This is a genomic window from Flavihumibacter profundi (genome assembly GCF_020076305.1).
GTDB classification, from domain to species: domain Bacteria; phylum Bacteroidota; class Bacteroidia; order Chitinophagales; family Chitinophagaceae; genus Flavihumibacter; species Flavihumibacter profundi.
On record NZ_JAIQXE010000002.1, the window covers coordinates 77,250 to 98,351 of the forward strand.

The following is a 21,102-nucleotide window of genomic DNA, read 5'->3' on the forward strand; positions in this document are numbered from 1 at the left end:
AAGAAAGAGTTTTGTAATAAGGATTAAAAATATTCGGGAAAAACATGAATAGTATGACGGAAAAATGGTCAGGTTGGTTTTGGGCTATACTGGCCGTTTACCTGCTGGGAGGTTTTATCTTATATTTCCCGCTTCGTTACCAGGTAAATCCTGATGCCATCAGTTACCTTACGATTGCAAAAAATTATTCCCGGGGTTATTGGATGGATGCGGTCAATGCATATTGGTCGCCATTAATTTCCTGGGTCATTGCCCTGTTTTGCAGGATCCCGGTTGACCCGCTTTTCATTTTCAAATGGTATAACCTGATAGTTGGCATGGGCGGCTTGTTTGCCTGCAACCAATTGATGCAATACCTGGGTATAAAAAGCTATTCCAGGAATTTATTCCTTTCAATACTCGCTATCATTTTTTTAAGATTTGTTTTTTCTGTTACTACCCCTGACTTAACAGTCACAGTTTTGTTGTTGTTCTTTTTGCCTTATTGGTTAACCGGCAAGCTCCTGCGGAAACCATTAATCACGGGAACCTGGATCGCCCTTTTATATTTTGCCAAGGCCTATAATTTCTTTTTTGTAACCGGACTCCTGGTTTTCGAGGTAGCTAGCCTTGTGGTTCAAAAAGAGCTACCGATAAAAAGGATACTCGGAAATATATTGCTTCTGTATGGGGTCTTTTTTATCCTTGCATCACCATGGCTATGGGCTTTGCACCATAAGTACGGATATTTTATGCTTGCAGGTACCGCCAAGTTTAACCACGGGGCTGCACGCTATGATAATTACGCGTATATGCTCCGCTTTGTTGCTCCACCGCATAGCCATTCTGTATTTGCCTGGGAAGACCCGGTCCTGAAGTCCGGATTCCGCGATTACTCTGTTTTTGAATCCCGTGAAAATTTCCTGTTCCAGCTTAAAATAGTCTGGAAAAATTTGTTGCAGTTTTTAACAGGTGCAACAAATACCCTGCTAATTGTTTTCATTGGAACGATTTTAATGATAGTTAGTTATTTAATACGCATTAAAGAATTAGCAGGAATGCCTGCAATTGGCAAATGGCTTTTTAAGAATGAGTATTTTAAAATATTCGCTTTTTCAACTTTATATATTAGCGGGTATCTGTTGATTTTTGTTGAAGACAGGTATGTTTGGACCAGCGTGGTATTGTCTGTTATTGCCGGTGCATTTTTATTTGATTATTTTCTTTCGGTGGACAAAAGGCGGTGGTTATATTTTGCATTATTTCTTGTATTAGATATTATCCTTGCCTGGCATAGCCTGTATAGCAATTTTTTTAAAGCACCGCCACACTATAAAGAGATTGCAATTGCAGAATACAGGACATCCCGGCGCTTTATTTCCCTTCCACCGGAAAAGAAGAAGATGGCTAAATGGCCTGATGACGGCGGTTATACATTATTCGGATCCTGGTACGTAGCTTATTTTTCTGAGGGGAGCCATTATTTTTCACTACCTGCTGACATCAGCAAGGCAAATGAATTAATTGAAGGCAATGGGATCTCAATTGTCTTTGTACCTGCCGGTACTGAAATTCCCGAAGGCTTCGTTATCAAAAACTGGACGAAAATATCCGATGGGATTCCTGAATCAATTATTTACCAGCGTCCTTAATTGCAAAGGTCAAATTTGCAATGGCATTGTTGTCCTCGGCAACGCAATATTTGCGTACATCGTTAATCAGCATTTCATCCAGCAGGTCCACGAGGTTTTTGTAGGAACTGGATTTGTCGGGATAAATAATGATGGTGAGGTCTTTTTCCTTTCCAAGGAGTCGCAGGGCTTTTTTCTTTTCGCGGATAAGCTGGCCCACACCATCACTTAAACCAAAACCAATGCTGCCAAACTGGTTTGACTGAAGGGCATTGGGCAGGCTTCCATGGTAGAAATAAACTTTATCGTTTTCTGATGGCACCAGGGTCAGGGATGTAGATTCACCGACTTTAGAAGGAGTGCCGCCGGCAGGCAAGTAAAACCGGAGGGCTTTTTGTTGTTGCATGGTTGTTGAAAAGATAAAAAATGTTATCAGGAGGAAGCCCAGGTCTACCATTGGGGTGAGGTCTACTTTTGTGGAATTCTTTTTCAACCGGGCAATACTTCCCTGCTTACCGCCCGAAGGGGTATTGTTAATGATTTCAGCCATAAAGTGAAGGTTTTCAATTAGATGATAAACGATGATGATTCCATAAATTGAATTCAACATATGGAGTTTGCATGCAGGCAGTAGTTGCCTGGAAGTATTAGGCATAAAAAAATATAACCTACAAGTTTTTAAAAGGTTTTTTTCGATTGCGTGTTTATAAATAATAAACATATATTAGTATCCCTAAACAATTTATTATACCAGTAAATACTTTTACGATATAGATAGCGAAAGTGTATGAGAAAAGAAATTAATAGTCATTTGCGCACAGAAGGCGATATCAATTTTTCTGAAGCGAGAAAAAATTGGGCAGAAAGGAATAATGATCCGGCAACAACAGCTATGCTGGAAGCTGATTCCAGGTATTTCCTTCATCAGTCACTGTCAACGCCTTGCCTTGATGTACTGAAAAGTTGTGAAGGCATTTATATTACCAACCTACAGGACAAATCATATATCGATTTTCATGGTAATAATGTTCATCACCTTGGATACCGGAATAAATATATCCTGGACCGTGTGAAAGCCCAGATGGACGAACTTCCTTTTTCACCAAGGCGATTTACAAATCCTGTTGCCATTGAACTGGCGGAGCGCCTTGCATCTTTAACCAATGGCGTGCTTTCAAGGGTCCTGCTTGCGCCTGGCGGTACCTCTGCAATTGGAATCGCCCTTAAACTTGCAAGAGTAGTAACCGGAAAGTATAAAACAATCTCCATGTGGGACGCATTTCATGGCGCTTCCATGGATAGCATAACAGTTGGTGGCGAATACATGTTCCAAAAAGATATTGGTCCGCTGATTCCAGGGAATATCCATGTGCCACCACCCGATAATTACAGGGGGATGTGGACAAATCCGGATGCTGAAGACAGCGATATCGCCTATGCCAATTACATTGAATATGTAATTGAAAAGGAAGGCGATATCGGGGCGGTTGTTGCAGAAACGATTCGCAGCACAGATGTGAAAGTGCCTTCAAAAGCTTACTGGAAAAGGGTTAGGGAAATTTGTGACAAACACGGGGTATTGCTGATACTGGATGAGATACCGATATGCCTTGGACGGACTGGTGCTGTTTTTACATACCAGCAATATGATATTGAACCTGATATATTAGTGATCGGCAAGGGACTGGGTGCAGGAGTCATCCCAATGGCTGCAATGATGTGCCGCGAAGAATATAATGTGGCCGGCCATATATCGCTTGGGCACTATACACATGAAAAGAGTCCCCTTGGTGCTGCTGCAGCGCTGGCTGCACTGGATTATATGGAAGAGTTTAAGGTATTGCAACATGTAAATAAGATGGAAGCGTATATGTGTGAGCGTTTGCAAAACATGTATGACCGTCATAGCATTATTGGCCAGGTTAGAGGAATGGGTATGTTGTGGGGAGTGGAACTGGTTACTGATCGCAAATCAAAAGCGAAAGACATTGCTTCCGCAGAGAAGATCATGTACCGCTGCATGGAAAACGGGTTAAGCTTCAAGGTTTCGGCAGGGAATGTCTTATCCTTATACCCACCATTAATTACTGAACAAAATCAACTTGCAGCGGCATTGGATATTGTTGAAGAAGCAATCATGTATACTACTAAATAACTTTCCCAGATCGGATAATTTATGATTCATAAAATTCCAGTCCTGCAAAGGACATTTCAATTATTGATTACTGGCGTGGCGGTTTCCTGTATGATTACCGGATGTAAAACGGGTGGGAAAACTAATTACCCGCCAGGAATAGATCATGTAATTGTAATTGGTGTTGATGGCATGAGTCCGGATGGGATCCGTAAGGCCAATGTGCCTGTACTCAAAAAAATGGTTACGGATGGATCGGTAAAATGGAATGTCCGGACAGCATTGCCGTCAAGCAGCAGTACAAACTGGGCATCCATGATTATGGGTGCGGGGCCTGAGCAGCATGGGGTTTTAAGTAATGAGTGGGAAAAAGATAATGCCTCCCTCCCACCTGTTGTAAGGGGCGAGGAAGGTATTTTTCCCACTATATTTTCCGTTGTACACCAGAACCGGCCAGATGCAGAAATCGGGGCAGTGTATAATTGGGATGGTTTTGGCCGTCTGTTCGAAAAGAAAGCCGTGAATTATGACCATACTTTTTCTACGGAAGATTCCACTACCACAGACTTCATTAACTATATCAAAGCAAAAAAGCCAGTTTTCGCTTTCCTCCACCTGGATCATGTTGATCATGCCGGTCACCACGATGGACATGGTACTCCAGCCTACCTGGCAGCAATTGGAAAAGCGGATTCACTTATCGGTAAAGTACTGGATGGCGTAAAGGCTGCCGGTATAGAAGATAATACCCTGATCATAGTTACATCCGACCATGGTGGTAAGGGATATGGACATGGCGGGGCAACTATTGAGGAAGCGGAAATTGCGATGTTCCTGTATGGGAAAGGTGTTAAAAAGGGGTATGAAATACCGGAAGAAGTATATACTTATGACCTTGCAGCAACCATCGCTTTCGCATTAAATATGGAATCTCCTTATGCCTGGATCGGCAGGCCTGTGAAAAGTGCATTTGAAGGATTTTCAGTACCAGCTAATTTATGGAAAGGCAAAAAATTAATTGCATCACCGGTAATATCACCTGCTCCGCATTTATACCAGCAGGCAGGGGGATTATATATCGATACTCCCGCAACAGTAGAGATAATATCGGTTGCCAACAGAAGCACCATCCGTTATACAACTAACGGAAGTGAACCGGATTCTTCATCAAAGGAATACAAATCCCCTTTCCGCCTGGATACCACGACTGTTGTAAAAGCCAGGTCTTATGACAGCGAGGGGAATGAAAGTCCGGCCAGTGCCGCTTATTTCAGGGTATTAAAATCCGGTGGTGGAAATGGCCTTAATACAATACTTTATGAAGGAACGGACTGGAAAAGGCTGCCAGTTTTTGAAAATGTTAAACCTGCTTCGAAATGGGTGAGCCATGAGTTTAATATTGACCAGGAACAAGTAAATTCAATGGTCAGTAAAGGCAAAGATAATTTTGGGGTTGTCTTTAATGGTTTCCTGGAAATAGACCAACCGGGGCAGTATACTTTTTATCTCCAGTCGGATGATGGAAGCAACCTTTATATAGACAATAAAGAAGTAGTAAATAATGATGGCGGCCATGGCGTTATAGAAGCCGCAGGCGCTGTTCAGCTTGGAAAAGGGAAACACGCTATCCGGGTGGAATATTTTAATGGTTTCGGAGGATTCTGGCTGGATGCTTATTACAAAGGGCCGGAAATACCCCGTCAAATAATTCCTGCTAACAAATTATTCTTGAAAAATTGAAAAAGATACAACAGCTTTTACAGCGTTCAAAGTTTGCATTTATCGGCTGGTCAGTTATAGCTGCATTTGGTACTTATTTCTGCATGTATGCATTTCGAAAACCTTTTACAGCAGGGACTTACAGCGGGTACAGTTTGTGGGGAATGGAATATAAAAGTGTGCTGATTATTGCTCAGGTGCTTGGATATATGTTATCGAAATTTATTGGAATCAAGGTAATTTCAGAACTAAAACCCACCCAGCGAAAACTCTTAATTACAGGGCTGATCCTTTTTGCAGAAGTAGCACTGGTATTATTCGGGCTGGCGGGTACTTCGTATAATTTTATTTTCCTCTTCATGAATGGATTACCCCTTGGCATGGTATGGGGGGTTGTGTTCAGTTATCTTGAAGGCAGGCGTTTTACTGAACTGCTGGCGATGGGGCTCAGCATCAGCCTTATTGTATCTTCCGGCATATTGAAGACGGTATATTTTGAGGTCCATGGCTGGTTTGGGTTTATTTCTGAATTCTGGATGCCTGCGGTGATTGGGTTGATCTTTCTTCCGTTTTTTCTGTTTTTTGTGTGGATGCTTTCAGTTATTCCGGCGCCGGATGAAACAGATATTCTTTTAAGGGCGGAGAGGACACCAATGACCAATGAAGATAAGCGGACCGTTTTGCGGAATTTCGGTCCCGGGATTTTATGCTTCGTTATAATCTATGTAATGCTAGCGTGCATGCGTGACTTCCGCGATAATTTTTCAGTAGAAATATGGAATGAAATAGGTGGGGTGTTTGATAAAACCGTTTTTTCAAGAACAGAACTTATCACAGGCTTGATTGTACTTCTTGCCGTTGGCTGTTTATCATTAATCAAGACCAATTCACGGGGTTTTTTGGGTGTGCAATTCCTTATCGCCGTAGGCGTTATTTTAGCCGCATTCAGCACCTTTCTATTCCAGCAGCATCTTATATCACCATTCTGGTGGATGCAATTGATTGGGGTAGGCTTGTTCCTTGCGTATATTCCAATGCAGATAGCTTTATTTGAGCGGATGATCGCTTTATTTAAAATCAGGGCCAATGCCGGATTTTTCGTTTACCTGTGCGATTCAATCGGTTACCTGGGCAGTGTCTTTTTATTACTTTACAAGGAATTTTTTATGAAAGACCTTAGCTGGGCTAAAGTGCTCATGAAGTTTAGCTATTTACTTACTGCAGTTTGTTTGCTATTTTTAGTATTTGCAGCATTATTTTTCAAACGTAAATCGATATTGAAACATTCAATAGATGAAATTAAAATAACAGAGCCCGTTTAAAAATCCAGGAACTATTTACTCATTATCAGGCAGAAAGAAATAAACTACCAGCATAATTGCATCAGTATCACCTGTGTTAGCTATTTTATGCGGTAGCCGGCTATCAAAAAAAAGCGACTCGCCTTCCTGAAAAATATATTTCTGGTCTTCTATCTGGTATTCTACTTTCCCTTTGATCATATAATTGTATTCATAGGAATCTGTTTTTACATTGCGGGTGCGGCGCGCACCTTTTTTTAATTCCAGCAATACAAAATCAACCGGCCTTCCGTAGAGTGTGCGGGTAAATACCCGGCGGTATAAAAATCCTTTGGCATATTCCTTTTCAAAAGGTTGGTATTCTTCCTGCGTTTTTAATTCTATTCGTTGGGCTGCTTTTTTCGGTGAACTTATGTCTTTAAAAAAATCGGTAAGGTCCAGGTCCAGGGAATCAATGATCTTCATTAATACAGGTAGGGAAGGGATGGTACGGTTATTCTCAATCTGGGAGATCAATCCTTTGCTAACCTGGGCTTTATTGGCCAAATCCTGAATGGTTATATTTTTTTCCTTTCGGATTTCCTTGATTTTGTTACTAATCTGGATCAATATATTGTCCTGCATAATGAATATGTTATTGGGTGCATCTCCTGCATGCAGGTATTAATATTGAAGCCAATGGGAAAGAAAATAATTATTAAAATTCGGCACTCTTTGGTGTTCTTGGAAAAGCAATAACATCCCTGATATTACTCATCCCGGTTACAAACAGCACCATGCGCTCGAAGCCCAGTCCAAAACCCGCGTGTGGCACGGTTCCGAACCTGCGTGTATCAAGGTACCACCAAAGTTCATCTGCGGGTATATGCATTTCTTTCATGCGTGCTTCCAGTTTGTCCATTCTTTCTTCCCTTTGTGACCCGCCGACAATTTCACCGATGCCGGGTGCAAGGATATCCATTGCGGCAACAGTTTTACCGTCATCATTCTGGCGCATATAAAAGGCCTTGATGTCTTTCGGGTAATTGCTAACGATTACCGGTTTCCTGAAATGTTTTTCAACAAGGTATCTTTCGTGCTCGCTCTGCATATCGATACCCCATTTTACATCATATTGAAATTTCTTTTTCTTATAGGCAGGGGACTGTAAGAGAATGTCTATGGCTTCTGTATAAGTGATCCGCTCGAAGTCGTTATTCAATACAAATTCCAGTTTTTCTATTAAGCCCATTTCACTGCGTTTATCAACAGGCAGGCTTTTTTCCTCTTCAGCTAAACGGGTTGCCAGGAATTCAAGGTCTTCGCGGTTATTTTCCATCGCGAAGCGAATGATGTATTTTATGAAAGATTCAGCCAGGTTCATATTGTCTTCCAGGTCATTGAAAGCCATCTCTGGTTCGATCATCCAGAATTCAGCCAGGTGCCTTGTGGTATTGGAATTCTCTGCGCGAAAGGTTGGGCCGAAGGTATAAATATCACCAAATGCTGTAGCACCTAATTCGCCCTCGAGCTGGCCGCTAACGGTCAGGTTTGTACTTTTACCGAAAAAGTCTTCCTTAAAATTAATACTGCCATCTGCTTCACGGGGTGGATTGTCGAATGGCAATGTGGTTACCCGGAACATTTCGCCTGCACCTTCTGCATCACTGGCCGTTATGATAGGTGTGTGCAGGTAAAGGAATCCTTTTTCATGGAAGAATTTGTGGATAGCAAAGGCCAGGGCATGGCGTACGCGGAAAACGGAACCGAATGTATTGGTACGAAAACGCAGGTGCGCTTTCTCCCGGAGGAATTCAAGACTATGTTTTTTGGGTTGTAGTGGATATTTTTCGGCGTCGCTGTCTCCCAGGATCTCCACTGTATTGGCTTTGATCTCCAGTTTCTGTCCTTTACCCTGTGAAGGGATAACGGTCCCGGTCACTTTTAAGGAACAGCTGGTGGTAATGCGTTTCAGGAAATCATCATCATATTGTCCCAGGGTTACTACAACCTGCAGGTTGGTATTGGTAGAGCCGTCATTCAGTGCGATAAACTGGTTGTTACGGAAGGTGCGTACCCATCCCATTACGGTTACTTCCTGCTGTGCCGGTTCCCAGGTCAGCAATTCTTTGATTTTTACACGCTTGTTGAACATAGCCATTATTTAAGGAGGGCAAAGATAAGCCGATTCGGTGTTTAGGCGGATTCTGCTTATTTTTATTGGGAAACTTTCATATGAAAATTGCCTTTTTTTCTACCCAACCCTACGACCGGCAATACTTTACCCGCTTTAACAAAGAGCACGAACTGGTATATTTCGAGGCAAGGCTTGGCAGGGAGACCGCTGCCCTGGCAAAGGGCTGCAGGGCTGTTTGTGTTTTTGTAAATGATGTGCTTGACAAGGAAGTACTTCAAATTCTTCAACAGCTGGGGGTGGAAATAATTGCCCTGCGTTGTGCCGGCTATAATAATGTTGACCTGAAGGCCGCGTCGGAACTGGACTTCGCTGTTGTAAGGGTGCCTGCATATTCACCGCATGCTGTGGCGGAACACGCCGTGGCCCTGATCTTATCGCTGAACAGGAAAATCCATAAAGCATATAACCGGGTAAGGGAAGGGAATTTTTCCCTTGATCGCCTGACCGGCTTTGACCTATATGGCAAAACCGTGGGGGTTATTGGAACCGGGAAAATAGGTGCTGTATTTGCAGGAATTATGGGGGGCTTTGGTTGCCGGGTATTAGCATTTGATATAATCGCCAACCGCGACCTGGAAGCTAATGGGGTAAAATACCTGCCCATTATGGATATTCTTGAACAGTCAGATATCCTTTCTTTGCATTGCCCGTTGAACGACCAAACCCGCCACCTCATTAATGACCAAACCCTGTCGATGATAAAGCCGGGGAGCATGCTGATCAATACCAGCAGGGGCGCCCTGGTTGATACCGAGGCTGCCATAAATGCCTTAAAAAGCGGCCGGCTGGGCTATCTGGGTATTGATGTCTATGAGCAGGAGGAAAAATTATTTTTTTATGACCGAAGTGAAGAACTCATTGAAGATGATCTGATTTTACGCCTGATCAGCTTCCCTAATGTGCTAATCACCGCCCACCAGGGCTTTTTTACAGAAGAAGCACTTACCCAGATAGCGGTCACAACACTTGAAAATATTGACTTGTATGCTGCCGGCCTGCCTGTTAAGAATAGTATATTGGGGTGAAATCCGGAAATTCAACTATTATTATTTTTGATTCTGACCATTTTAGCCTAAAATTGCAATTGGAACCAAGCTGATCAGTTCTCTACCAGCTCACCAACTCATCACTTGAAGTCCACCCAACCGATCACTCAATTCTATTTTTTTCAAGAAGTAAGGCTGATTGAAATCTCACAAAACGCACAAGTCTTAGTATGTATGACATTTTGCAACTGAACGACATGCTCGTTCCTGAGTTGCTCGATATTGCGGAGCAACTAAAAATCTCAAATGCAAAAAAACTGGACAAACAGGAGCTGATTTACAAAATCCTGGACAGGCAAGCTGTTATCGCCAGTGAAGGAAAGGGTTCTGATTCCGGTGATAAAACCAAGCGCAAACGCATTGTAAAAGCAACCACAGGCAATAGTACTGAGGAAGCTATCGTTGAAAGCGATGAGGAGAAGCCCCGTAAACCAGAGCCCCGCAAACCATTGGTCCGGAAGGAAGAGCCTATTGCTGCACCTTCTGCACCTGTTGCAGCTGAACCGGTTCGCAAGGAAGAAAAATTGCCTGCCAAACGAGGTCGTAAGAAAACGGATGACCAGGCTGCTGAACCAGAGGTTAAAGCACCTGGGAAAGTGGCCCCGCCGGAAGTTCAAACTGTGGCTGCAGAAGCTGAAGTGGGGGAAAAGCTGCGCCAGGCTGCTGAACCAGCCCCAGTGGTTGCCCCGGTAGAACAAGCTCCGCGCCAATACCAGCAACAACCACGGCGCGACCGCGATTTTTTCAATATTGAATTCGACGGAGTAATTCCGGCAGAAGGGGTATTGGAAATGATGCCCGACGGATATGGGTTTTTAAGGAGCAGCGACTATAACTATTTGTCTTCACCAGATGATGTATATGTATCGCCTTCACAGATCAAGTTATTCGGACTTAAAACCGGAGATACTGTAAATGGGTCTGTTCGTCCGCCAAAAGAAGGTGAAAAATATTTCGCACTGTTGAAAGTGGAATATATTAATGGCAGGACACCAGAGGAAGTACGCGACAGGGTTCCTTTTGAATACCTGACCCCACTGTTCCCTTTTGAAAAGCTAAACCTTTTTGCAGAACCAAACGGTTATAGCACACGTATGATCGATTTGTTCACTCCTATCGGCAAGGGACAGCGTGGTTTGATTGTAGCACAGCCTAAAACCGGTAAAACGGTTTTGCTGAAGGAAATCGCCAATGCTATTTCTGCCAATCACCCGGATTGCTACCTTATGGTGGTATTAATAGATGAGCGCCCGGAAGAGGTTACCGATATGGAACGTAGCGTTAAGGCTGAAGTGATTGCATCTACCTTTGATGAGCCGGCTGAAAAACACGTAAAAGTGTCTACCATCGCTTTGTCAAAGGCCAAGCGCCTTGTTGAATGCGGCCATGATGTAATCATCCTGCTTGATTCCATCACGCGACTGGCACGTGCCCATAATACGGTTGCCCCTTCATCCGGTAAAGTACTGAGTGGTGGTGTGGAAGCTAATGCGATGCAAAAACCAAAACAGTTTTTTGGTGCCGCACGTAAAATCGAAAATGGCGGATCACTTACCATACTTGCAACAGCCCTTATTGATACAGGATCAAAAATGGATGAAGTGATCTTTGAAGAATTCAAGGGTACCGGTAATATGGAATTACAACTGGATCGTCGTTTGGCGAACCGCCGCATATACCCTGCTATTGACCTGGTTGCTTCTTCTACCAGGAGGGATGACCTGCTGCTCGACAGGGAAGTGCTGCAGAGGATGAACCTGCTGCGTCTTTACCTCAATGACATGAATACTGAAGAAGCGATGTCTGAGCTGCTTAAAAGGATGCGCGGAACAAAAAGCAATGAAGAATTCCTGGCCAGTATGAATGGCTAGTTTCATAATGATCATTATAAAAAAAGCCGGCTCCACTGAGCCGGTTTTTTGCAATTAATACAGCAGGCATACTGCATTTGTTTTGTAGATTGTTATCTGGAATTAAACTGAGAAAGTGGCTATACAACAAGTTGATATCACTAGGTTCCTGCAGCTGTCCGAACATCACCAGGTACTGGATGTACGCAGTCCGGCTGAGTTTTCACATGCCGCAATTCCAGGTGCTTATTCTTTACCGTTATTTACGGATGATGAAAGGAAAGTGGTTGGCACGGCTTATAAGCAAAACAGCAGGGAGCAGGCTATCAAAATCGGCCTCGGATATTTTGGTCCCAAGATGCGGGGCATGGTGGAAGAAGTGGAGAGCTTGCTGGAAAAGAGGAGTAAATCAACCGGGAGCAATGAAGAAAAGCCTGCAGGTACCGTACTGGTGCATTGCTGGAGGGGCGGAATGCGAAGTGCCGGTGTGGCCTGGCTGCTCGATTTATATGGGTTTAAGGTATACACTTTAATTGGTGGCTATAAAGCCTTCAGGAAGTTTGCCCTGCATAGTTTTACTATCCCATATGCTATCAAGATAGTGGGTGGTTACACCGGAAGCGGTAAAACAGCTTTGCTAAAACGATTAGGACGATTAGGCGATCCCGTTATAGACCTGGAAGCCCTGGCATCGCATAAGGGGTCGGCCTTTGGCCACTTCGGGCAACCTGATCAGCCATCGCAGGAGATGTTTGAAAATAAACTGGCGATGGAGTTGTTTCGCCTGCAACAACAGGCAACAAACAAGTCCTGCTGGATTGAAGATGAAAGCCTGCGTATCGGCACGGTTTTAATTCCCCCGGATTTTTACAAACAGATGCGGAATTCCCCTTGTTATTTCCTGGATATACCTTTTGAAAGCCGTTTGCAGTATATCCTTAAAGATTACGGCCGGACAGACCGTGATAAACTGATCAATGCAGTGTTGCGTATCCAGAAAAGATTAGGCGGACTTGAAACCAAAACTGCCATAAACTGCCTTGTGGAAAATGATCTTAATGGGGCGTTTGCCATATTGCTGAAGTACTATGATAAATGGTACCTGAAAGGATTAAACAGCAGGGAGTCCGGATGTCCCCCAGTGGTAAATATACCTGCTGATGCTGTTGATGATTTGCGCAATGCGCAATTATTGTTTAACCTGACGAATTGATTTAATATGAGTGAGATTCATTATGCCTTGACGCAATTTTCGCATGGAGCTGGTTGTGGCTGTAAAATTTCGCCTCAGGTACTGGACCAGATCCTGCATACTGATATTCCCGCCCCGGAAGCAAAGAATTTGCTGGTGGGCAACCAGTCTAAAGATGATGCTGCTGCCTATGACCTGGGGAATGGCACTGCACTGATCTCAACCACCGACTTTTTCATGCCCATCGTAGACGATGCTTACGATTTTGGCAGGATTGCTTCCGCAAATGCAATCAGTGATGTATATGCAATGGGTGGGAAGCCTTTATTGGCCATTGCTATCCTGGGCTGGCCGGTTGATAAATTACCGGCGTCGGTAGCCAGGCGGGTGCTGGAAGGAGCAAGGGCAACCTGCGCTGCTGCCGGAATTCCATTAGCTGGCGGACATAGCATTGATTCGCCAGAGCCTATATTCGGATTGGCGGTAAACGGCCTGGTTGACATTAAGAACCTTAAGCAGAATAATACCGCTAAAGCCGGTGACCTGCTGTTAATGACAAAATCTTTGGGCACGGGAGTGCTTTCAACTGCGCAGAAACGCAAAGCCCTTGACCAGGAATATTATACTGCTTTTGTAGAACAGCTGATGCGACTCAACAGTGCCGGAGCCGCACTTGGTCAAATAAAAGGTGTTCATGCGATGACTGACATTACCGGTTTTGGCTTATTGGGCCATTTAATAGAAATGGCAGGCGGAAGTGGATTAACGGCTGAAATAGAGTATGGTGGAATTCCTGTCCTTGAAGGTGTGCGTGAAGGTATTGCCAGGAAAATGGTTCCTGGTGGTACTAACAGGAACTGGGCCAGTTATTGCGAAAAAGTTTCTTTTGCCCAAAACCTTAATGAAGCAGATGCAATCAGCCTCCTGGCAGATCCACAAACCAATGGCGGATTGCTGATAGCAGTAGACCCCGCTTCATTGCAGGAAGTGCAGGACCTTTTCATTGGTTTCGGTTTAGGAAAATACATAGAACCAATTGGTCGCCTGGTGCCGGCAGGGCACCATGTAGTTGAAGTGAAATAAAGATCAGCGGTTGAACAGCTTGTCGATTTTCTTAGCCAGCAGGTGGTCTTTTTCCGTTACGGTATCTCCGGCATCATGGGTATTCAGCCATATTTCAACCTGGTTATAAACATTGGTCCACCGGGGATGGTGATTCATTTTTTCCGCCTCTAATGCCACCCGGGTCATGAAAGCGAAAGCTTCGGAAAAATTCGCGAATTCAAACTTCTGGTAGAGGGCATTGTTGATTTCATTCCACATAACCTAATTTAAAGCAATAATTAATTCGCGCTGGATTTAATATCGCATTTTAAAAAATTGCGCCTGCTCTCCAAATCCCCTGAGTAGAATTTTTTTAAAAGGCATGAATCCAATTCCTTCCTGTGATTTACGTGCAGCACGGTTTTCTTTTTGAATAATTGTTATCGCATACTGGCGTCCATATTTAGCTAAAACCTGCAAAAGATAACAAGTCATATAACCATGAAGCCCCTGGCCTCGGTGATCTGGATGACAATAACCATCTACAAGGTATCCTGAATCAGGAGCCAGAACTAAGGTACTTTTAACCGCCAAAGATTGGGGCAATTCAATTTCTTTAAGTGCAAGCCAGAAATAATAAACTAATAACTCTCCTTTGAATATGCCAAAAGCAAGGTATTCTCTACTGTCCAACCGCCGTTTGAACAAATCAATTTTTCCCTGATCAAATTCTATGATACCAGAACGATTGAAGTCTTGCAGATTCAATTGCTTAATATAATATCCATTCTTAAGCGTTTTCCTGCAATGGGGATTAGGGTGGAGTTCTATTTTATAATAAATATATATTTCATTGAAATAACCTACCATTTCCAACAACTTTTTGCTTTGAAGAGCTAAAAAGTTGATGAAGCCATATTGTTTTATGCTTTAACTTTCCCGAAAGCCCCATTTTAGAATATTAGGTGCTCCTTATTTTTTATTTTTTCATTGGTCAGTTCCAGTACTAGCTGGACTCCATTAATTGACTTGATCGACTGAATGATTTCTTGAATAAGGTTTAAATCCAGGTTATCGCCCTTTATGAGCCAGAGAAAATCAAGGTGCCTGAATTCGGGCAGAAGGTATTCACCATCATGCTGGTTATTATAAAGATAATGATTTCTGAATTGGTTAGGTTCGGGGTATTCAAAAATCGGGAAATAGTAATTGCGGTTTTTCTTGGTCATCTGGATCTCAATTTCATTATTGATCCGGAAATGAAACCTGAATCTTTGGTTCAGGTGCCAGCAAAACTGGTAGTCTTTGATCGGTGCTACGATACCGAGCAGGTGTGCATCATCAAAAAATTCTTCGGCCATCTCGGCCACATCAAGCTTTAATCTCATGATTCTGGTTGGTGCCTGTCAGAATTGAATATCCGCTGTTAATTCCGCTGCTGCCCTTTTAAATTTTACAATAGTCTTATCTCCTTTTTTGAATTTACTTAATGCCTGCATATAATCTTCTACAGAAGGTGTGCGGATATCACCCAGCTGAATAATAATATCCCCTGCCTGCAACCCTGCTTTTTTGGCGGGCCGGCCATCGCTGACACCGTCAACTCTTACACCGGCGCCGCTAAAACTATAATCGGGCATTATCCCCAATGAAACACTAAACCTGGTTGAGCTTCCTGCAGGTTGTTCCCTTGTTTTTGTAAACACCAATTTCTGGTCAATAGGAGTTTTTTTGATCAGGGAATAAATCAACTGGATGATTCGGTATTCGCCCTCGTAATTGATACGATTTGCATCATCAGTAGGTTTATGGTAATCGGCGTGCAAGCCGGTGAAAAAGAAAAGAACAGGGATATCCTTCCTGTAAAAAGAAGAATGGTCACTGGGTCCGGTACCGCTGCTGTCAAATTTAATGGTCAGGTAGCGTGGGTCGGAAAGGGAAGAAAATGAATTTGACCAGGCGGGAGAGGTTCCGTATCCGCCAATTGTAAGTGCATGGCTGCTGTCATTTAAACGACCCACCATATCCATATTGATCATATAAGTTATCTCAGACAAAGGTTTCACCGGATGTTCCGTATAATACTTTGACCCGAAAAGGCCGAGCTCCTCACCCGAAAACGCAACAACGAGGTAGTTGGCAGTTTTATTCTTGTCTTTTTTCAGCATCCTTGCAAGTTCAATAAGTGCTGATGTACCACTGGCGTTGTCATCGGCACCATTGTGAATCAGTTTTTCCCCCGTGCGCAACATCGAATTGCCATCTTCACCATATCCCAGGTGATCATAGTGTGCACCTAATATAATCGTATATGCAGCTCTGTTATTGATATACCCTATTACATTATTCCCTGTACGCTTATTTTCCCTGAAACCGGCTTTACATTTAATTTCAAGGGAAGCTGTTTCGTCGCTGAGGTATTTTTTTGATTCAATGGAATCCAGGAAGAAAACCGGTATCGGCAGCAGGTCGCCTTTAAGTTTCGGGTTATACTGTTGTGTGGCATCATTATATAAGATGAGTGCGGTGGCCCCTTTTTTGGCTGCATCCTTTATTTTCTCCTGGATATTGGTAACGGGATCAAAATGCGGATTGCCCTGGTTGGCTTCTTTTTCAGCCTCAAGGTCAATGAACCAGGGTACCCCCGATTCTTTCAGGGCAATTGATGGCATGGCTTCCACAATATTTTCAGGAGAAGTTGCCAACGGAAAAAAATGTTCTTTTGAAATTTCATTACCATTAATAAAAAAATAACTATTCTGTCGGTAATCTTTACCATCGAAAATGGGAAACGCCTGGAACCAGGTTTTATCATCCCCCATCGGTTCAAGTCCGATGGCCTCAAACTGCTTGCTGATATAGGTTTTGGCCAGTGCTTCACCAGGGGTTCCGGCACGGCGCCCTTCCAGCTTATCATCGGCCAGGTAGCCGACATGCCCCTGTAATTGGCTGATCACCTGCTTATCTGCTTTTTTTAATTTCTGCGACTGGGCGCATCCGGATCCGAAAATGGCCAAAGCCAATAAAATCAGCGGGGAAAGTTTCATAGCAACTAAAGCTTTAGTGACAAAGGTATTACTGCGACGGCGAATACCGTGCCGTAAAAAAGAAGAAATAATATGGTTATCTGCCGCTCTTTCCGTTACTTTTGCAGATTGCCCTGCCCGCAATGCAGGGATGTAAAAACCGAATACCGAATGGCATTACCGCACCTTATCAAATATGTGTATACCAATGGGACCGATGAAGTGATCAGACGAGGTAAAAAGATTCATGCAATTGGTTATGTGGAATTGGTTGAATATGATGAACTGTTAGGCTCCGTTACTTTCAGGGTAAAGGATGATAGTTATGCTACTTATTATAAGGTTTACATCCAGAAATTTTCTGATCCCAAAGCATTGTCTGTACGCTGCAGCTGCCCATACAATCTCGGAGATATCTGCAGGCATGAAGCAGCGGCACTGATCCAGTTGCAGGAATTGCTCGATAAAAATTTATTGCAGGCAGAGGAAGTGGAATATGACCAGCGCCATACTGTGGTCAAAATGAAAACAATTGACCTGAAAACAATTAAATTATTGAGCGGCCCCGAAACATTTACAGAGGCGGAAAAATACCTGCGTACCGGAAAAGCCAATATCGAATCAGCAGCAGATGAAGTGGTAAAAGCCAGTGTAGACCTGGATGGCAAAGTATACAAAGTGGTATTGCGGAAAAACGAGGAAAGGAACTTCGATACCAGTTGTGATTATGTTGATACGAAACATCCTTTATGCCTTCCTAAAGTGATCGTATTGCTGCAATTATTGAATTCATACGGTCCGAATTATTTTGATTCTATCAGGAACTGGGATAAGGAAAAAAATAAACTGCTTGAAGCGTATGGCTATAGCCTGAATGATGACCTGAAAGGGAAATTTGAATTTGCGTATAAGGAAGGAAAGCCATTTTTGCGTGTGCTGGATCTTTCCATCAAACGCATTAATCCAATGCAGGCAACGCGCCCCAGGTCAATGGACGTAGCTGTTGCCCTTGAGGAACAGGAACCTGAAATTACCGAAAAAGAACCCGGGAATGCCCAGCGGGTAGGTGTTGTACTTAATCTGTACCAGAAAACATATCCCGGATTCCAGCTTGAGGCAATACAGGGAGAAACTGAAGAACAGCAGCAGCAATTCCTGGGAAAGGTTGAAAAAATTGATCTCTCAAAATATGTAAATGCTGAAGTTTTTCCCGAATCCGACCGGCAACTGATCCCTGCTTTACGCCGGATGCAGGAGGGGGAACTGACCAAATACCTGAACAGAAACTCACCATTTAGTGGGATCTGGGAAAATATCATTCACCATGAAAGCGAAGACCTGCCTGCTGAAACAAAACACCTTGTAGTGGAGTATATGCAACCCAAGTTGCGTAAACTGATGAATGAAATAGCGGATAGTCCATTTGTTTTTATGTTGCCTGCCGGTAAAGCTTTTAAGACCGAAAATCTGCATCCGATTGGGATAGTCACCGAGCCACTGGTACCTTATTTCAAAGTGCAGCAAAAACAAAAGCAATATGAAATCAGCTGCTGGGTTAAAATTAATGGCGCAGAGTTAAGACTAACCGAAAACCAACTGGGAAGTAATCTTTTGTTTTTATATAATGATAATATTTACGGCTGGCGTAATGAGGAAGATGTGAACCGGGTGGAAACCTTTATGCCCAAAGGCACCATGAATATCACTAAAGCTGCCTGGCCATTACAGTTGCGGCAGTTAGTATTGCCACTTGCCAAACATTATCATGTTGAATTTGAACCGGCATTGATTTCCTCTTATAAAGATGGCGAACCAGAGCGCAGGTTAATGTTACAGGAAAAGGGGGAATACCTGGTTTTTCAGCCAATTTTTTCCTATAAAGGATTTGAAACGAGGCCCGGAGATAAAGATGAGATCATTGTTCCCGATGGCGAGAAAGTAATGATTGTGCACCGAAACAAGGATGTCGAATCACAGTTCCTGCAAAAACTGGAGGCACTGCATTCAAATTTTATCAGGCCCGATGGTTCCCAGAACCTTGTTTTAAAAGGTGTTGATGTTTTACGTAATAACTGGTTCTTTCTGTTTGTTGATGCAATGAATGATATGAAAGTGCCGGTATATGGATTTGAAGCACTGAAAAATTTCCGGTTCAATACTGCAAAGCCACAAACCCGCATTCAAATCAGCAGTAATACAGACTGGTTTGATGCTAAGGTGGATATTATTTTCGGTGACCAGAAAGTTACAGTGGCGGAAGTTAAGCGGGCACTGGCGAACAAACAACAATTTGTCCAGCTGGATGACGGCACGCTGGGTATATTACCAGAGGAGTGGATTAAGAAATACTCCCTGTTATTTCGTGTCGGTGAAGGGAAAGCGCAAAACCTGCGTCTCTCCAAATACCACATGAGCGTTATCGATGAATTGTACAGTGAGCGGAATGAAGAAGAGCTTTTCGTTCAACTGGAAGAAAAATATGACCGCTTAAGGGGATTTAAAAGTATACGGGAAGTTGAACCTCCCAAACACCTGCAACCTATATTGAGACCATACCAGTCTTTTGGATTTCAATGGCTTAACTACCTCAGTGAAGTGAACTGGGGTGGCATTCTTGCTGATGATATGGGTCTTGGTAAAACAGTTCAGGCTTTAAGTTTCCTGCAGCACTACAAGAATACCCATGAAAGCCTGAGGGCGTTGGTTGTTTGTCCAACTACGCTGATGTTCAACTGGGAGAATGAAATCCGCAAATTCACGCCGGATCTTACTTACCATATACATCATGGTGGGGAGAGGACCAGGAACAAGATGTTGCTGGATAACAAGAATGTCATAATCACCACTTATGGGACACTTCGCAGCGATATAAAAATGCTCGTGGATATCGATTTTGATTATGTAGTGCTTGATGAATCACAGGCTATTAAGAATCCTGCAAGCAAGGTGACGAAAGCTGCCTCGCTGTTGAAGGCGAAGCATCGGTTATGCATGAGTGGTACTCCCTTGCAGAATAATACTTTTGACATCTATGCGCAGATGAATTTCCTGAATCCGGGTATGCTGGGCAGTATGGAATTTTTCCGCCAGGAATTTGCCATTCCCATTGATAAATTCGGGGAGCAGGACCGTAAAGACCATCTTAGAAAGATACTGTTTCCATTTATCCTCAGAAGAACAAAGGAGCAGGTCGCCAAAGACCTTCCTGAAAAGACAGAAACCATTCTCTGGTGTGAAATGGAAGATGAACAAAGGAAAATTTATGATGCATACAGGAATGATTTCCGAGATAAGATTTTGGGCACCATTGAAGCACAGGGTGTTCAGAAATCACAGCTAACCATTTTGCAGGGCTTAATGAAATTGCGGCAAATCTGTGATTCTCCCGCCATTTTGAATGAGCAGGATAAGTTTGAAAACCATTCCATTAAACTGGAAGAACTTGGCCGTGAGATTACCGAAAATATCAGCAACCACAAAGCGCTGGTTTTCTCACAGTTCCTGGGTATGCTCGCCCTGATCAGGCAGAAATTAAAGGACCTTGATGTTGACTATGAATATTTTGATGGAAGCACTACTGCCATTGACCGCGAAAAAGCTATTCAACGATTCCAGAATGAAGATAATTGCAGGGTCTTCCTGATTTCCCTGAAAGCTGGTGGTGTAGGTCTTAACTTAACGGCGGCAGATTACGTGTACATTGTTGACCCCTGGTGGAATCCAGCTGTAGAGCAGCAGGCGATCGACCGCACGCACAGGATTGGCCAGACCAAGAATATTTTTGCCTATCGAATGATTTGTAAAGACACAATTGAAGATAAAATACTGCAGTTACAGGACAGGAAGAGGGTATTAGCCCGTGACCTGATTGCAGATGATGAGGGTTTTGTGAAGAACCTCACAAGGGAAGATGTGGAATACCTGTTTAGTTAAAAAATAGTTAAGATAAAAATGCCCCACATTTGTGGGGCAAGGCACATACAAAAGTGGTTTCAGAGGTAAGT

16 protein-coding genes are annotated in these 21,102 nt (G+C 43.3%); 9 read left to right on the forward strand and 7 right to left on the reverse strand.

The window, feature by feature from the left end; all coding sequences use genetic code 11:
* The first annotated feature begins 53 nt into the window (after positions 1-53).
* On the forward strand, positions 54-1,631 hold the full coding sequence (locus LAQ65_RS10085; RefSeq protein WP_224116840.1) for a hypothetical protein: 1,578 nt from the start codon (positions 54-56) through the stop codon (positions 1,629-1,631).
* Here LAQ65_RS10085 and LAQ65_RS10090 read toward each other — a convergent pair.
* Positions 1,612-2,160: an ExbD/TolR family protein gene (locus tag LAQ65_RS10090; protein WP_224116841.1), complete on the reverse strand. Its 549-nt coding sequence runs from the start codon at positions 2,158-2,160 to the stop codon at positions 1,612-1,614. The two genes, LAQ65_RS10085 and LAQ65_RS10090, sit on opposite strands and share 20 nt — an antisense overlap.
* Positions 2,161-2,397: 237 nt before the next feature.
* Here LAQ65_RS10090 and pbfA point away from each other — a divergent pair, with 237 nt between their 5' ends.
* From pbfA to LAQ65_RS10105, 3 genes are read left to right on the forward strand one after another with little or no spacing between them, the layout of a single operon-like run.
* A complete protein-coding gene (gene pbfA / locus LAQ65_RS10095) occupies positions 2,398-3,765 on the forward strand; it encodes a (R)-1-hydroxy-2-aminoethylphosphonate ammonia-lyase (RefSeq protein ID WP_224116842.1) in 1,368 nt (455 codons plus the stop codon).
* 21 nt (positions 3,766-3,786) lie between these two features.
* Positions 3,787-5,484: an alkaline phosphatase family protein gene (locus LAQ65_RS10100; RefSeq protein WP_224116843.1), complete on the forward strand. Its 1,698-nt coding sequence runs from the start codon at positions 3,787-3,789 to the stop codon at positions 5,482-5,484.
* Positions 5,481-6,785: a DUF5690 family protein gene (locus tag LAQ65_RS10105; protein WP_224116844.1), complete on the forward strand. Its 1,305-nt coding sequence runs from the start codon at positions 5,481-5,483 to the stop codon at positions 6,783-6,785. Before LAQ65_RS10100 ends, LAQ65_RS10105 begins: the two co-directional genes overlap by 4 nt.
* A 15-nt stretch (positions 6,786-6,800) precedes the next feature.
* On the opposite strand, the gene LAQ65_RS10110 is transcribed toward LAQ65_RS10105, so the two are convergent.
* Both LAQ65_RS10110 and asnS read right to left on the reverse strand, forming a co-directional pair.
* Positions 6,801-7,388, reverse strand: coding sequence for a helix-turn-helix domain-containing protein (locus LAQ65_RS10110; protein WP_224116845.1), 588 nt, complete (start codon positions 7,386-7,388; stop codon positions 6,801-6,803).
* A gap of 73 nt (positions 7,389-7,461) precedes the next feature.
* A complete protein-coding gene (asnS, locus tag LAQ65_RS10115) occupies positions 7,462-8,898 on the reverse strand; it encodes an asparagine--tRNA ligase (RefSeq protein WP_224116846.1) in 1,437 nt (478 codons plus the stop codon).
* A gap of 80 nt (positions 8,899-8,978) precedes the next feature.
* On the opposite strand from asnS, the gene LAQ65_RS10120 reads away from it, so the two are divergent.
* The 4 genes from LAQ65_RS10120 to selD all read left to right on the forward strand — a co-directional run bounded on the left by LAQ65_RS10120 (position 8,979) and on the right by selD (position 14,111).
* Positions 8,979-9,965, forward strand: a complete 987-nt coding sequence (locus LAQ65_RS10120) for a 2-hydroxyacid dehydrogenase (protein ID WP_224116847.1) — start codon at positions 8,979-8,981, stop codon at positions 9,963-9,965.
* Positions 9,966-10,156: 191 nt separating this feature from the next.
* Positions 10,157-11,857 carry a transcription termination factor Rho gene (gene rho / locus LAQ65_RS10125; protein ID WP_224116848.1) on the forward strand — a complete coding sequence of 567 codons (1,701 nt, stop codon included), beginning with the start codon at positions 10,157-10,159 and terminating at the stop codon, positions 11,855-11,857.
* A gap of 115 nt (positions 11,858-11,972) precedes the next feature.
* A complete protein-coding gene (mnmH, locus tag LAQ65_RS10130; protein ID WP_224116849.1) occupies positions 11,973-13,049 on the forward strand; it encodes a tRNA 2-selenouridine(34) synthase MnmH in 1,077 nt (358 codons plus the stop codon).
* Between the two features lie 6 nt (positions 13,050-13,055).
* On the forward strand, positions 13,056-14,111 hold the full coding sequence (gene selD, locus LAQ65_RS10135) for a selenide, water dikinase SelD (protein ID WP_224116850.1): 1,056 nt from the start codon (positions 13,056-13,058) through the stop codon (positions 14,109-14,111).
* Between the two features lie 3 nt (positions 14,112-14,114).
* Here selD and LAQ65_RS10140 read toward each other — a convergent pair whose 3' ends face one another.
* The 4 genes from LAQ65_RS10140 to LAQ65_RS10155 all read right to left on the reverse strand — a co-directional run bounded on the left by LAQ65_RS10140 (position 14,115) and on the right by LAQ65_RS10155 (position 17,119).
* Positions 14,115-14,351: a 4a-hydroxytetrahydrobiopterin dehydratase gene (locus tag LAQ65_RS10140; RefSeq protein WP_224116851.1), complete on the reverse strand. Its 237-nt coding sequence runs from the start codon at positions 14,349-14,351 to the stop codon at positions 14,115-14,117.
* 36 nt (positions 14,352-14,387) lie between these two features.
* Positions 14,388-14,942 (reverse strand): hypothetical protein, encoded by a 555-nt coding sequence (locus LAQ65_RS10145; RefSeq protein ID WP_224116852.1) that lies wholly within the window; start codon positions 14,940-14,942, stop codon positions 14,388-14,390.
* An 83-nt stretch (positions 14,943-15,025) separates the two neighbouring features.
* Positions 15,026-15,460, reverse strand: coding sequence for an IPExxxVDY family protein (locus LAQ65_RS10150; protein ID WP_224116853.1), 435 nt, complete (start codon positions 15,458-15,460; stop codon positions 15,026-15,028).
* A gap of 18 nt (positions 15,461-15,478) precedes the next feature.
* Positions 15,479-17,119: a M28 family peptidase gene (locus LAQ65_RS10155; protein WP_224116854.1), complete on the reverse strand. Its 1,641-nt coding sequence runs from the start codon at positions 17,117-17,119 to the stop codon at positions 15,479-15,481.
* A 150-nt stretch (positions 17,120-17,269) separates the two neighbouring features.
* Here LAQ65_RS10155 and LAQ65_RS10160 point away from each other — a divergent pair, with 150 nt between their 5' ends.
* Positions 17,270-21,031: a DEAD/DEAH box helicase gene (locus LAQ65_RS10160; RefSeq protein ID WP_224116855.1), complete on the forward strand. Its 3,762-nt coding sequence runs from the start codon at positions 17,270-17,272 to the stop codon at positions 21,029-21,031.
* Positions 21,032-21,102: the final 71 nt, after the last annotated feature.

Bases quoted from the DNA above. Each gene is read 5' to 3' on its own strand.
- LAQ65_RS10085 (WP_224116840.1), top strand. From the start codon at position 54: ATGACGGAAAAATGGTCAGGTTGGTTTTGGGCTATACTGGCCGTTTAC.
- LAQ65_RS10140 (WP_224116851.1), bottom strand. From the start codon at position 14,351: ATGTGGAATGAAATCAACAATGCCCTCTACCAGAAGTTTGAATTCGCG.
- LAQ65_RS10100 (WP_224116843.1), top strand. From the start codon at position 3,787: ATGATTCATAAAATTCCAGTCCTGCAAAGGACATTTCAATTATTGATT.
- LAQ65_RS10110 (WP_224116845.1), bottom strand. From the start codon at position 7,388: ATGCAGGACAATATATTGATCCAGATTAGTAACAAAATCAAGGAAATC.
- LAQ65_RS10150 (WP_224116853.1), bottom strand. From the start codon at position 15,460: ATGAGATTAAAGCTTGATGTGGCCGAGATGGCCGAAGAATTTTTTGAT.
- pbfA (WP_224116842.1), top strand. From the start codon at position 2,398: ATGAGAAAAGAAATTAATAGTCATTTGCGCACAGAAGGCGATATCAAT.
- LAQ65_RS10120 (WP_224116847.1), top strand. From the start codon at position 8,979: ATGAAAATTGCCTTTTTTTCTACCCAACCCTACGACCGGCAATACTTT.
- asnS (WP_224116846.1), bottom strand. From the start codon at position 8,898: ATGTTCAACAAGCGTGTAAAAATCAAAGAATTGCTGACCTGGGAACCG.
- rho (WP_224116848.1), top strand. From the start codon at position 10,157: ATGTATGACATTTTGCAACTGAACGACATGCTCGTTCCTGAGTTGCTC.
- selD (WP_224116850.1), top strand. From the start codon at position 13,056: ATGAGTGAGATTCATTATGCCTTGACGCAATTTTCGCATGGAGCTGGT.
- LAQ65_RS10145 (WP_224116852.1), bottom strand. From the start codon at position 14,942: ATGGTAGGTTATTTCAATGAAATATATATTTATTATAAAATAGAACTC.
- LAQ65_RS10160 (WP_224116855.1), top strand. From the start codon at position 17,270: ATGGCATTACCGCACCTTATCAAATATGTGTATACCAATGGGACCGAT.
- LAQ65_RS10090 (WP_224116841.1), bottom strand. From the start codon at position 2,160: ATGGCTGAAATCATTAACAATACCCCTTCGGGCGGTAAGCAGGGAAGT.
- LAQ65_RS10155 (WP_224116854.1), bottom strand. From the start codon at position 17,119: ATGAAACTTTCCCCGCTGATTTTATTGGCTTTGGCCATTTTCGGATCC.